General features: G+C 34.9%; 7 protein-coding genes. All 7 read left to right on the forward strand.

Annotation, left to right across the window (positions count from 1 at the left end; genetic code table 11):
• The first annotated feature begins 5 nt into the window (after positions 1-5).
• The 7 genes from Z053_RS0114005 (at position 6) to Z053_RS28560 (ending at position 14685) form a co-directional block, all read left to right on the forward strand.
• A complete protein-coding gene (locus Z053_RS0114005; RefSeq protein ID WP_025665638.1) occupies positions 6-1739 on the forward strand; it encodes a hypothetical protein in 1734 nt (577 codons plus the stop codon).
• Positions 1740-1804: 65 nt separating this feature from the next.
• Positions 1805-2836 carry a restriction endonuclease gene (locus tag Z053_RS0114010; RefSeq protein ID WP_051476051.1) on the forward strand — a complete coding sequence of 344 codons (1032 nt, stop codon included), beginning with the start codon at positions 1805-1807 and terminating at the stop codon, positions 2834-2836.
• A gap of 26 nt (positions 2837-2862) precedes the next feature.
• A complete protein-coding gene (locus Z053_RS0114015; RefSeq protein ID WP_025665640.1) occupies positions 2863-3516 on the forward strand; it encodes a hypothetical protein in 654 nt (217 codons plus the stop codon).
• Positions 3513-4025, forward strand: a complete 513-nt coding sequence (locus tag Z053_RS0114020; RefSeq protein ID WP_025665641.1) for a GldL-related protein — start codon at positions 3513-3515, stop codon at positions 4023-4025. Before Z053_RS0114015 ends, Z053_RS0114020 begins: the two co-directional genes overlap by 4 nt.
• A 785-nt stretch (positions 4026-4810) precedes the next feature.
• A complete protein-coding gene (locus Z053_RS0114025; protein ID WP_025665642.1) occupies positions 4811-6460 on the forward strand; it encodes a hypothetical protein in 1650 nt (549 codons plus the stop codon).
• Between the two features lie 1823 nt (positions 6461-8283).
• Positions 8284-11652, forward strand: coding sequence for a glycoside hydrolase family 9 protein (locus Z053_RS32145; RefSeq protein WP_051476053.1), 3369 nt, complete (start codon positions 8284-8286; stop codon positions 11650-11652).
• Between the two features lie 78 nt (positions 11653-11730).
• Positions 11731-14685 (forward strand): glycoside hydrolase family 48 protein, encoded by a 2955-nt coding sequence (locus tag Z053_RS28560; protein WP_051476054.1) that lies wholly within the window; start codon positions 11731-11733, stop codon positions 14683-14685.
• The last annotated feature ends 43 nt before the right edge of the window (positions 14686-14728 follow it).

Genomic DNA, 14728 nt, shown 5'->3' on the forward strand with positions numbered 1-14728 from the left:
TTATTATGGCCGGAACTATACTTACTAGAGAACAATTTTTTCAACGTCTTGGAGAAGACGCGTTTGATGGTTCCGAATACGGAGTCAATTTTGCGGTCGATATAAATGAGGAAGCAATAGATTGGGAGTTTAGAATTATTCGCAATGTCACTTTTGAACACGTCGTAAGAGTTAGCGGAGATATTCGATCTGGTTTTTTATTTAATAATTGCAATTTTAAAAAAGGAATAGTTTTTAGAGGTGCAATAACATTAAATTTTAACACAGCACATAATCAATCAAATGCTTCACTTGTTTTCGCTAATTGTAAAGCAGATCATATAACTTTTGCTGATGATTGCCAATTAGAGAGAGCAGTTTTTATACAAGGAGGATGTATTATTAAGAATAAAGTTGGTTTTTATGATTCTACTTTGAGAGGCACATTTAAAATAGATAATAGTGAACTTAGTAATCTTTTAGATTTTAAGAATTGCAATATTAGATCTCTTACTATACAGAATGAAACCAAAATAAAGAGTCTACGACTTGATTCATTCACAGGAGATATTTCACTTATTAAATCTAATTTTACAGATAACGTAAAATTCTGGAATATTGAAACTCCGAATAACCTCACGTTAAATTATAATAATTTCGAGGACACCTTTGATATCAAGGCGAGTAGAATACCTGCCTTTTATTCACATGGCGATACTTTTAAAAGAAGGGCTAAACTTGAAAATAGAGACGATTCTGGACAGAATATTGAAGCATATCTAAATAAATTATATCTAACTGATGTTAATTTGATAGAAGGTTTTGAATTTGATGGAATGGGTAATGAATTACAAGAATTAAGGTTACCTCTCACGACAAGTTTCTCTGGTGTTCTTCGTTTAATGGGATGGAAAATTAAGTCTACCAATATTTCTGGGATTAATCAAAATTTAAAATTAATATTCGCTAATGTTTTATTTGGGCAATTAACTTTTAATGATTTTTCAAATTTTGCAGACATTACTTTTGATCGAAGTGGGGCAAATCCAGATTTTGATGAAGAGAGTTTTATTATAGCGGCAAATACAGATTTCGGAAATTCTAAATTTAATGAATTTAATTTTAATTCTTTTAATTTTATAAACTTAAGTAACACCTCTTTCAATAATATTGTTGCAACTAATGTAATATGGTTTGAAGAAAGTCAAATTAGAATTAATTCTTCCACAATAAATTCGTCTCAAAGTTTTAGAAGAATTAGAGAGGTTTATAGACAAATAAAACAATCTCTGATATCGCAGGGGAATCAGATCGATAGCTTGGAATTCAAAGCTAAAGAAATGAGAGCTTATAGAAATGAATTAGTAGCTTCAGCCAAGGAAGGAGGTAAATATAAGTTATCAGATAAGGCTATAATGACAGTTAATCAAACCAATAATTATGGATTAAGTTGGTGGAAACCTGTATGGATTATTTGTTTATTAACATTAGTGTTTTATATTATTGAACTTCCATTGTTTTCAAAAGAAATAAATTACACTCTTGCCAAGAGTTGGGAAGATGTTGGTGTGACATTTTGTGTGTTCTGGAATAATTTTAACGTGTTCTGGCAAATGTTTAATCCTGCTCGTAAATTTAGCTCGATCTATGGAGAAAATATTATTGCTTTTCTTTATTTCCTTGATTTTTTACACAGGTTGATTTTGGGTATTTTTATTTTTCAAATCATTAAGGCCTTTAGACGATTTGCTAGTAAATAGACATTCAATAACTAAGGACTTTTTAAAAGTGATTTGACATAACCAATTTTTAAGATATTGATATTATGAAAGAAAAAGATTTTATGATATGGATGGTACGAGCAGGAAGTGGTGGTTATTTAATTGATGAATTTCTCAATGAAGGAATTGTTGCCATCGGCTGGGATGACATGGGGAGATTCCCTAAAAATATAGAGTATGATGAGTTAAAAGAATTGTTAGTAAATACTTATGAAGATTGGACTTCAGGCAAAATAGCTCAGACTGCAGGTCAAATATGGCGTTTTTTGAATGAATTTGAGTTTGGTGACAAAGTAGTTACCTATGACTCTAATGCAAGAGAATATTATGTTGGTGAAATTGTCTCTAACTACAAGTACAGTAAAAAATTTGAGCATAGGCATTATAGAAAAGTAAGATGGGATGATACACCAGTAGATAGAGATTTGTTGACGGTAACTTCTAAAAATACATTAGGATCTATCTTAACTATTTTTGAAATATCAATGGATATTTGGGATGAATTGCTAAGTGCGCACCCAGCATATATTTCTGAAGAGAAATTCAGAGAACTAGAAGAGCTTTCAAAAAAAAAGGAAGAGTTAATGGGGTTGCAGGACCTCAAGGAAGAAGCTGTTTCAAAATCTTTTGAGTTTATAAAAGATATTATCTCAAATCTATCTTGGAGCGAAACGGAGGAGTTGGTAGCCGGAGTACTTCGGGCTATGGGATATAAAACCAGGATGACTTCAAAAGGGGGGGATTTAGGTAGTGATATTATTGCATCACCAGATGGTTTAGAAATGGTAGAACCTATAATCAAAGCTGAGGTAAAACATAAAGTGAAAAGTAAGGAGAAAATAGGCGCTCCTGATATTAGAAGTTTTGTTGGAGGGTTGAGAAATAGTACTAAAGGTTTATATGTTTCGACTACTGGATTTTCTAAGGAAGCGATGTACGAAGCTGAACGCGCTAATTTTCAAATAACACTTGTAGATTTAGATCGTTTAGTAGGGTTAATAGTAGAATACTATGAGGTTTTAGATTCAGAATCCAGAGCATTAATACCCTTACGTAAGATTTACTGGCCAATATAACTTTTATTACATTATGATTTAAGCTTATGTCACTTAGTCGAATTGAAATAAAGATTTATCAAAATCATAAGAAAAGTAAAGGGCAGAATCATCGTTTCAATTCTTGGAATCATTGTTTTAAGGCTTTTAGTGATATTAAAGATACGAATTTACTGAGTTTACATCTTGGCTTTTATTTGGCTAGTTGGGGTATGTATAGAGGTTCCGGATCGTTATTGCAAAATGATTATTTAGTTCATCAAGATGCTATTAGTGTTATCAAACAGTATCATTTTTTGAGAGCCTTAAAGAACAAAGAAACAGAGGTTAATCAAACTAAAGATATCTTAGATTTGTATAGTGAATTAAGTAAGGCTTATGAGAAAAATGGTATTTCTCCTACAGGTACACTTATAAGCAAAGTTATATTAGGAACTTTGGGATGTTTACCAGCTTATGATCGTTTCTTTAAATCTGGAGCTAAGGAAAACTCAGTTACTTCATATGAAATAAATGAAAAGAGTTTGGAATCTCTTTTTCAGTTTATTTATAAAGAAAAAGAACCTCTTAAAAATATCCAATCAGTTATCTACAAAAAAGACAAACAATTTTATCCAATTATGAAATTGATTGATATGTATTTTTGGCAATTAGGCTATGATGACTATGAATTTAGAAAAAACAAGAAAAACAAATTATGATATCCAACCAAACCCTTACTATTCTTATTATTCTGGGAGTTCTTATAACACTTATTGGGTGGTTCTTATCCTCATTCACTACGATCGAGAACAGTGATTTTTTATTTCGTATTGGTCTCTGGCTGATAGAAGTGCCTGGCATGTTTCTGTTATTGTCTAATGGTACATTTCTTAAAACCAGATATTCTCGTATCGCAATGGGGTTAACAGCGTTGATGATAATAGGAGTGTTGTTTAAGATTATGCATTGGTCATTTCAGAATATATTATTGCTCATCGGATGTATAGGTATTGTATTCTCTTACTTGTTGCATTTTGTCCAGAAACCTATTAAAAAACGATTGGATTACCTAAAACTAGCTTGGGTTATTGTGAAATATATTGGTGCCATATTATTTTTATCTCATGTTATCGGAAAAGAGTATCAAATCCTAACCACGGTATTGATGATTTTGGCATTGATGGATTATATGTTACCCAGGATAAAGAATAAAACATTGTTTGATTAACTGTTAAAATGAGAGAAAATATATAGATATATACCATTCTAAAAATAATTAATATTCACTTTAACAAAAACTGTTAAAATACAATCCAATACCATACAAAATAGGCCAAACCCCACTTATATAAGTGGGGGTGGGTACTTATAGTAGTGGGTAGGTTAAGGGTATACATGCCATAGGGGGTACTTATGGTAGTGGGTATCACTGCCTGCAACCCTGGCCAGGGGTACTTCGATTGCCGGGTGGGGGTACTTCAAACAGAGGCAGCACTTGTGTTTAACAGAGGTGTGGCCTCTGTTTTATACAGGACACACCTATGTTTGCACAGGGGGGTGAGTACTTCTGCAGTGGGGGGAGGGTACTTCGTAAGTACCCTATCGTCCTAAAAAAAGTTTACATATGTTATACTAATCCTAAAATAAGGTTACAACTTTTAGTTCGTCCTGGTATTGGTTTACAATACTGAGATATTTGTACGATGATGCTCTGGTTTCAAAAAATGAAACTCATATAGGAGAGTTACGAATACAAAAAACGTTCTTTTATCTTCAATGTTTTGGTATAGCGTATATCGAAATCTAGTTATTTTTTTCTTCCAGATTAAGATCTCAAAATTTTGTTAGTACTTGTGAATATTTATGTATATTTAATCAAAATAAACCTAAATAAATTTTATTCTATGTAACAATTTTACCTTTTATTACAAAATATTCTTCTCTTAACGTATTCCTTCTTTTTATATCCCACCTTGAAAAGAAGTAATTTATTAATCATCTAAATTTTAAAAAATGAAAAGATTTTTTACCAGCTTTTTATTGATTTTTTCTATCTCAGTTTTTGCTCAAAAATATACAGTCGATACAGATCTTATTGATCAGTTTACAGACAGTGATAAGATACATATCATCCTATCAGCCAGTATCGATGCAGATGGTTTTCATACCATAGAGTTGGATTGTGATTGTGCAGATACACAAACGTTTAAACTAAAACCATTAACTTATCCAAACTTTGAAGTAAGGGTAAAGCAAGCGATTAAAACAATCATTACTTCTACCAAGGATAATAACGATGTTCCCTTGGTTCCCAAAGATGTAACGAATACCGATTTGGTTCGTAATCGAATTACACAACTTTTTGCACGGATTGTTACGTTTTACAATACCGAAGAAGAACGGCCCCAAGTAGCTACGATCAAATTAAAAAATGAAGAGATTCCTGTATATTATAATACCGATGTAAAGAGTATACGAAAAATTCCCCTTGATGATCCTTTAAAAAATATAGAGGTCGAGATTTCATTCTTTGGCGGGTTTATAGAAAAGATACAAGTAAATGGCAGTTTGGGAGAAGAGAATTACTCATTCAATAACAAATACTCCATTGGGATCAGTTCTACCAAAAATATTCAACAGCTGTCGGATTATGTTTTGTATTCTAATGAAAAAATATATAGAGACACTTCAGATACTAATGCTATAAAACTACTTCATGAAGATCAGTATCAATATGAAAAAACAGAGAAAAAGAGCCTATTTATCCAGGTAGATGATGTGATTCGTTATATCAAAAAAGTAGATGTTAATGCCAATGATATTAGTCCCGTACCTCAAACTATTGTTCTAGATAAAAGTAAAAAAGAATCGAAACTTTACCGGGAAGAATCTTCTAAGTTATTTGAAGCGGTTGCCTATACCGATCTCATTGGGTTGTTTGATGAGGAAAGCCCTAATGGATTGGTACAGTTAGAAGTCAAAAAACGATTTAACCTGAATACACGTAGGTATGACAGGCCTTGGTATTATGGTATTATTCCGCCTTTTTTGTTGTTTGAAGGAGCAGGAGTGTTTCAGAATGCAGATGTATTCTTTCAATATTCTAAGATTGAAGAAAATAATAAATTCTTGTTACCTCAGACAGTTGGTAGCGAAACGTTTTATACCCCGATTTCGTTACTACAGTATAGAAATTTTGCAGTTGGGGGTATTCTGAATTTAATGACATTTGAGAATCAAAACTCTAAAATCAATATGTTTTTTAATGCAGGTGCTTTGTATGGTAGAACAGGTGTAAAGTTAGATGCAGCAGATGAAGAAGGAGTGTTTTATAACAACCTCGAGATCCCTTTTGAGGCTTCGATACAACTTTTACCCGAGAAAAGAGTAAGCTTTTCATTTACAGATCGTCTTTCCTGGTTCGAAACCTTTAGTGAAGATATTGCAATCCGATCTATAGAAAATAGTGAAGTAGTTTCAAAAAACAGATGGCTTAATAGTTTTAATATAGACTTACTGGTCGATATATCTACCACAGGAAAATTATTTCTGAGATATAAACTTATCCATGAATTAGATAATATAAATAATAACTTCTCACAACTTCAATTTGGGTATAGTTTCTATATTCTTAAAAATAACGGAGTAAAAGGCAAAAAATAAATAACTATTTGATGTTAAGAGGTCTAAAAAGTTATTATATTTTGATTTGTCAGGTTGAGCTTGTCGAAACCCGTATTGATTATCAGTAAGATAAAAATATTTCGACAGGCTCAATATGACATTGGACTTATTCTTTAGACCTCTTTTTTATGTTGAAATAATACAAAATAATAAACAGGTTTACATATTTTAACACTAAACCGTGATCTTATTAGTATGGTTAATAAGTGTCGTTTTATTAAAAACTAGTATAACATTACTATTTTTAGTCCTTCCTGTTATTAGTTTATAATACCAAGATTTTTGTACGATGATACTCTGGTTTCAAAAAATGAAACTCATATGCGCTACTATTGTAAAAACAAAACTTTATATGAATGGATACATGTATATTTTAATGTAAGTTCTATGTAAGGATTTAGCTTGAAAATTTATTTGTCTTCAATAGCTCTGCTGAGTCTGGTCGAAGTACAATTTTCTATCGAAAATTACTACCATTGATGTATTTTATAATGATTTGTTTTTCATAAACTTATACATTCTTAAACTTCATCTAATTCCCTTTGATTTGGCTTTCTGTTCATTTTCTTTGCTTGCCCAAAGAAAACGAACCAAAAGAAAAGGCACTTTTTCAAGGTATTTTTCAATTTCACTGAAAATCAGATTTATTGTGCTAAATCTTTCCAAGGCTTCATAGATGTTGCAAACGCAAAACAAATCTTATACTGGTGAAAAAAGATTTCAAAGCTCTGCTTTGGAACGTCAGCTTAAACACTGAATAAAATTTTATTGGATGTCTCTGACTGAGGTAGGTTTTCTTACATCGAATTCACGTTATTTTAGAATGTAGTGATGTATGAACACTATAATCGAATCGATACCGCGTTCTACAGAGAAAAACAAGTACAAGGTTGGTCGAGAGCAAAGAAAGAAGCATTAATGAGAGGGAAGTTGGAAACATTACCAGGATTATCCATGGCGTATCGGGATAAAGATGGGGCTTCGACAACCTCAGCCCCCGCTGATTCGAATAAAACGACGACTTCCGAACCCTGAGCGTAGCCGAAGGGTGAGATTGATCGTGATACAGAATGAACTCCGGTTTCGAGTGTACTTCGACAGGCCTATCCTGAGTTTATCGAAGGGCTCAGTATGACGCCTCGACCTCCGATATGGCTAAAAATAATAATATAACTCCGAAGGGTGAGACTCTCGAACCCTGAGTCAAGCCGAAGGGCCATTACTACCTATCAAAAATCATATTCTCTAACCTTATAACACGTCTATTTTCGATGAGAATCCCGTAATACAACTATGTGAATTATGTAGTAGCTAATAATATTGTTAAATATTTAATTTTTTTTCAAAAAAAAGTGTCTATGCTTGAATGATTATCATCTCTATTAAAATAGACAAGTAACCAAGCAGAGTTTTTTCCATCAAACCAAATGGAATTAAATTAAGTTTTGTCTTAAATAATATAATCTTAAAACCTAACGTAAATTATGAGAAATCCAGCAAAGTCATGCATACTACTCAGTGTTATGCATCTGATGTGCGACACCTAAAAACGCACATTAAATATCAATTACCAATTTCCCTTTCTACGGGAAGTATATATTCAAAATCATAAATAATAAAAAACTAAGTCAGTCATATAGTTTTTTAAATAGTCAGTCGTGAAAATAGGTTAAAAAGCCGAGCAGTTTTGTGAGGTTTTTTGACGCATCCTAGTGATGAAAAAACATTAAAAACCTGAATGTTAAAAATCAGGTTTTTGAGGTAATCAAATCATAACAAACAATTATTTAAAACTTACAATTATGAAAAATTTAGTTAAAGTAGCTTTTTGGCTATTATTCTGTGTTTTTAGCGTGCCGAGTACTGCACAAAGCTTTAATTACGGAGAAGCATTACAAAAATCTATTTTCTTTTACGAAGTGCAACAATCCGGGAAGTTACCCGATTGGAATAGAGTGAGCTGGAGAGATGATTCGGCAATAAATGACGGTTCTGGTGTTAATAAAGATTTGACCGGAGGATGGTATGATGCGGGAGATCATGTAAAATTTGGATTTCCTATGGCGTATTCTGCTACTATGTTGGCCTGGGGAGCTATAGAATATGAAGATGCGTATCGTAATAGCGGGCAATTACAGCATATCAAAAATAATTTACGATTTGTATGTGATTACTTTATCAAATGTCATACTGCACCCAATGAGTTCTATGGGCAGGTCGGTAATGGCGGAGCGGATCATGCATGGTGGGGTGCTGCAGAAGTAATGCCTATGGCCAGACCTGCTTATAAAATCACAAAAGCAAAACCAGGAACAGAATTAGCCGGAGAAACTGCAGCAGCATTGGCAGCAGCCAGTATTGTATTTAAAGATTCTGACCCAACTTATAGCGCGACATTACTTTCTCATGCAGAACAATTGTATGATTTTGCAGATAAGCATAGAGGAGATTATTCTATATCTATACCAGATGTACAACAATACTATAAATCATGGAGCGGATTTAAAGATGAAATTGTATGGGGGGCTACCTGGTTGTATGAAGCCACAAAAAAACAATCCTATCTGGATAAAGCAGAATCAGAATATGATAATATGAATAATGAGCCACAGTCTACCACAAAATCGTATAAGTGGGGATTGGCCTGGGATGATAAATCATACGGATGTTACATACTATTATCAAAGATTACGGGTAAAAATAAATATAAGATTGATGCAGAAAGACATTTGGATTATTGGACCACAGGATATAACGGAGAACGTGTTCCTTATAGTGCCGGAGGTCAGGCGCACCTAACGCAATGGGGGTCGTTACGTCATACTGCTAATACTTCGTTTTTAGCATTTGTATATAGTGATCATGTTGACACTCCAAAAAAAGCGACGTATCTCAATTTTGCAAAGCGTCAGATCAATTATATTCTGGGAGATAACCCTAGAAATAGTAGTTATGTAGTTGGTTTTGGTAATAACTCCCCTAAAAACCCACACCATAGAACAGCACATGGGACCTGGACTAATAACCTAACAGGTTTACCAAAAAATAATAGACATATCACCTATGGAGCACTGGTAGGAGGACCGCCATCTGCCAATGATCAGTATGTAGATGATAGAGGAGATTATGTCGCAAATGAAGTTGCATGTGATTATAACGCGGCATTTACAGGAACTTTGGCTAGGATGTATAAAGAGTTTGGAGGGACTCCACTAGCCAATTTTCCTATAAAGGAAACTCCTAAAGACGAGTTTTTGGCAGATGCCAAATTTAACAGCAATAACCAGAATGGAATAACGGTATCGGTAATGGCCAAAAACCATACGGCATGGCCAGCCAGAACAACAAAAAACCTTTCTTTTAGATATTTCTTTGATATTTCTGAAGCTGTGAATAGTGGCTATACCATAAGTGACTATACCATAAAACTTAGTTATGTTGAAGGAAATGGAAAATTAAAAGTTAGACCCTGGGATGCTGCCAAAAACATATATTATGCAGAAGTTTCGTTTCCTAATGATCCTGTAGCTCCGATAGGAGAGTCTCCCAGTAGAAGAGAAGCGCAGCTACGAATAGAAGTAAAAGCAGGAATGCCATGGAATCTTGCAAATGATTATTCTGCAGATGGTCTTAATGGATCAACTCGTATCAATTCTCAGAAAATTCCAATGTATGATAAAGGAATTTTGATTCATGGTAAAGAACCCAAAGGGAAACCAATTGCTGTATTATCGGCAAATGTAACAACAGGAAATGCTCCTTTAGAAGTGAGCTTCGATGCTTCTGGTTCTAGTGATCCCGAAGGAGATGCGTTATTCTATTCATGGGATTTTGGTAACGGACAAACATCAACAGAAGAGAAACCAGTAGTGACATATGCCCAAATAGGATCGTATGTAGTAACGCTAACGGTAAGTGATGGTACTGATGTTTCTACACCTGTAACAGAAACCATAACTGTAATCGATGGTAATATTCTTATTGCTGATTTTGTAGCAAATCCAACTACCGGAATAGCACCGGTAACTGTAAGTTTTGATGCTTCGGCTTCATCAGATTCTGATGGTAATCCGCTCACATATGCATGGGATTTTGGTGATGGTACTACAGGAAGTGGAGTAATAGCTACTCATGAATACACCACAGTAGGTACATATTCGGTAAAACTTACCGTAAGTAATGGGAATAAAGTGGCTGTTAAAACACTAACGGTAACTATAAGTGATGGAAAGCCCATTGCTTCTTTTACAGCTGATCCAGAAGAAGGATTTATTCCTTTACTGGTTAATTTTGATGCATCAGCCTCAGTAGATCCTTCAGGAGGAACATTAACATATCAATGGGATTTAGGTAATGGTGAGACTGCGACATCAGAAACTGCATCTACAACCTATACAGCAGTAGGAGATTTTACCGTTACACTTACCGTAACGAATCAATTAGGAAAAACAGATACAGCAACCAAAGTGATTAAAGCATCCGATGGATCTGTTGATTGTGCTTTTGGAACTCCACTCGATTCTGGTATACCTTCTATTCATCAACGCTATGATTACATTCATGTTTTAGGACAAGGAGGGCCAGATTTTAGCAATGTTACTCATTTTGTTTTAAACTGGGATAATCGTAATAACGGGTTGTATCAATTCTCAATGAATACCAATAATGGAGTACCAAACTGGTATGTTGATATGTTAGGAAAAATAACGCACAACCTAAAAGCGGCTAGCCCAAGTGTAACACTAACAGGAACCGGGTTTCCAAAATTTGATGGATCATACTATGCTGCTCAACATGAAGGGAATTTTGTCTTAGTGTCTAAAAACAAAGGGTTTACCGTGTATTTTAGTACATCGGCGACTCCTCCGGATTGCTCTAGTTCTTTAGAAAGAACGGCTATGAAAAATAAGAACTCAACAGACCATCAATTTGACATCACAATAAGTCCAAATCCTGTTAAAAATAAATTAACCATCGTTGGTACCGAAGATCTAAAAGGAAGCCAGATTATCATCACAAACTTAGCAGGGGAGGTAATCAGAAGCTATGCTATAGGTAAGAGTAAGAAATCTACTATGATTCGTGTAGATCACTTAAGTTCTGGCCTGTATTTGGCAAAAGTAACCACAGTACATGGTAAACATATCGTTACCAAATTCATTATAGAATGATAGTTCACAATTAACCAAAAAGAGCGGGACATTCTTTCTCTCCTGCTCTTTTAACACTAACTCTTAAAACTTAATAAAATGAGAAAAATTAAATTATTTATTTGCACATTGATTCTTTTACTCCCTGCTTCCAGAAGTATGGGGCGAGAATTAGAAAAATCAATTATAGATTACGAATATCGGAATGTAGAAGATTGTACCTTTGGAACACCAGTAGCCAATCCGTTACCTTCTACACCACATATTTCCTATACAAATATATTTGTATTAGGAAATGGAGGACCTAACCTAAGTAATATAGCTAACTTTACCATTAATTGGGATTTAAGGAATAAAGGGCTGTATCAATTCTCTATGTTAACTACAGATGGAGTCCCGGGATGGTATGTAGACTTATTAGGAAACATAAGCCACACTTTTGCAAATGCAAACCCATCAGTAAAACTTAGCAATACCAGAATTCCTGGGTTAGATGGTGATTACTATGTAAATAAAGAAGGAGATAACTTTATTATGGTTTCCAAAAATAAAGGTTTCACCATCTATTTTAGTACATCATCTACCAGACCAGATTGTAGTGGAAGCGCTAATAATAATGACCCGATAGCAAGAATATCAGCTACACCCACTGCGGGAGTACCACCATTAACTGTGAGCTTTGATGCTTCTGCATCTAGTGATCCGGATTCTGCAGATGAAGTACTTACGTTTGCCTGGAATTTTGGAGATGGATCTACTGCTACAGGAGAATTGGTTTCACACGAATTTGTAGCAGAAGGAGAGTATGATGTTGTTCTTACCGTAACCGATGAAGGAGGAAGAACCGGGCAGGCAACAAAACGTATCAAAGTGAAAGAAGATATTGTTACTCCTCCTGGATCTAACGAATACTATAACAGATTCAATGAATTAAAAGACGAATTCTATAGTGTAAGTAATGGATATTTCAGTGCAGACGGGTCTCCACATCATTCTATTGAAACATTAATTGTTGAAGCACCAGATTATGGTCATGAATCTACAAGTGAATTGTATTCATACTGGTTACAGTTAGAAGTGATGGATGGAAAAATAAATGAGGACTGGTCTGGAGTTGGTGAAGTATGGGATGCAATGGAAAAATTTATTATCCCAACAGTAGATGATCAACCTACCAATTCTGTTTATAACCCTTCAAAACCTGCAACCTATGCAGCAGAATTCCCAGATCCTAATATGTACCCATCACCATTACAATTTGGATTACCGGTAGGAGAGGATCCAGTTTCAGCAGATTTATCGGCGACCTATGGTGACCAGGTATATCAAATGCATTGGTTACTGGATAACGATAATTTCTACGGATATGGTAATCGCGGAGATGGAACAAGTACGCCATCATATATCAATACGTTCCAGAGAGGTGAGCAGGAATCTGTTTTTGAAACTATTCCACATCCATCATGGGAAGATTTTACATGGGGAGGCGAAGAAGGATTTTTACCCTTCTTTACAGGCGACCCTAATTATGCAAAGCAATGGAGATATACCAGTGCACCAGATGCAGATGCCAGAGTAGTACAGGCGATGTATTGGGCACAAGAATATGCCAAAGAGCAAGGAGTTACGCTTACAGACCATTTGGGTAAAGCGTCAAAAATGGGAGATTTCTTGAGATTAGCGATGTTTGACAAGTACTTTATGAAAATGGGGGCCGAAGGTCTTACTCCCGGAAAAGGATATGAAAGTGCACATTATCTAATGTCCTGGTACATTGCCTGGGGTGGTGCAACACCTCCGGGAGAATGGGCATGGAGAATTAGTTCTAGTCACTGTCATTTTGGATACCAAAACCCAGTTGCAGCATATGCATTAACCAATGTAAATGAGCTAAAGCCTAAATCTCAAACAGGAGAAAATGACTGGAATACCAGTTTACAGAGAATGATGGAGTTTTACACCTGGTTACAATCTAAAGAAGGTGCAATTGCTGGTGGAGCTACCAATAGCTGGAATGGAGATTATAGTCCATACCCGGCAGGTAAATCTAAATTCTACGGAATGGCTTATGATGATAACCCAGTATATCATGATCCGGGAAGTGGAACATGGTTTGGATGGCAAGCCTGGTCTATGGAGCGTGTAGCAGAATACTACTACATCACCAATGACAAAATGGCTAAAGATTTAATGGATAAATGGGCCACCTGGGTTAAAAGTGTAGTGAAACTAGTAGGAGATGATGATTTTGAAATCCCTGCGACACTAGAATGGACAGGAGAACCAGACGATTGGAATCCTGCCAATCCAGGAAACAACAATAACCTTAGTGTTAAGGTGGTTAACTATGGTAAAGATTTAGGTATTGCAGCATCTACAGCAAAAGCATTGATCTATTATGCCGCTGCTACTCAGAAACACGCTGTCTTAGATACAGAATCTCGCGATCTGGCAAAAGAAATACTGGATAGAATGTGGAACAAGTATCGAGATGATAAAGGAGTATCTGCACCAGAAACCAGAGGAGATTTTAATAGAATGTTTGAGCAGGAAGTATATGTTCCTTCTAATTATAGCGGTACAATGGCTAATGGTGATGAAATTAAGCCTGGAGTATCTTTCTTAGATATCAGATCAGGGTATAAAAATGATCCTGAGTTTGGAAGACTTGAAGAAATGTATAATTCTGGACAAGAATATACACAACGTTACCATAGAAGCTGGGCTCAAATTGAAATAGCTCTTGCAAATGCAGAGTATGGACATTTCTTCTATGAGTCAGGAAATAAAAGTACTCCTGAAAAGAATCTGGGAATCAAAGTGAATCCTAATCCTGTATCAAGCTATGTAAATATTTCTGGAAACGCTAAGCTTACAAATGCTAAAGTTAAGGTTCTTGATATCGCAGGTAATGTGGTGGTAACCAAATCTTTCAAGGATTTACAAAACAGCGCTCAACTTTCGCTAGAGGGGCTTTCTACCGGGTTGTATATTATTGAAATTATCAATACAACCACTGGAGAAAAGTTCAGAGAAAAAATAATTAAACGATAATTATTTGAGTATCATAGAGAGGCACAATACGATGTGCCTCTCT

Source organism: Aquimarina megaterium XH134 (assembly GCF_000520975.1).
GTDB lineage: Bacteria > Bacteroidota > Bacteroidia > Flavobacteriales > Flavobacteriaceae > Aquimarina > Aquimarina megaterium.

Coding starts and splice junctions, on each gene's coding strand:
- Z053_RS0114005 (WP_025665638.1), top strand. CDS start 6: ATGGCCGGAACTATACTTACTAGAGAACAATTTTTTCAACGTCTTGGA.
- Z053_RS0114010 (WP_051476051.1), top strand. CDS start 1,805: ATGAAAGAAAAAGATTTTATGATATGGATGGTACGAGCAGGAAGTGGT.
- Z053_RS32145 (WP_051476053.1), top strand. CDS start 8,284: ATGAAAAATTTAGTTAAAGTAGCTTTTTGGCTATTATTCTGTGTTTTT.
- Z053_RS28560 (WP_051476054.1), top strand. CDS start 11,731: ATGAGAAAAATTAAATTATTTATTTGCACATTGATTCTTTTACTCCCT.
- Z053_RS0114025 (WP_025665642.1), top strand. CDS start 4,811: ATGAAAAGATTTTTTACCAGCTTTTTATTGATTTTTTCTATCTCAGTT.
- Z053_RS0114020 (WP_025665641.1), top strand. CDS start 3,513: ATGATATCCAACCAAACCCTTACTATTCTTATTATTCTGGGAGTTCTT.
- Z053_RS0114015 (WP_025665640.1), top strand. CDS start 2,863: ATGTCACTTAGTCGAATTGAAATAAAGATTTATCAAAATCATAAGAAA.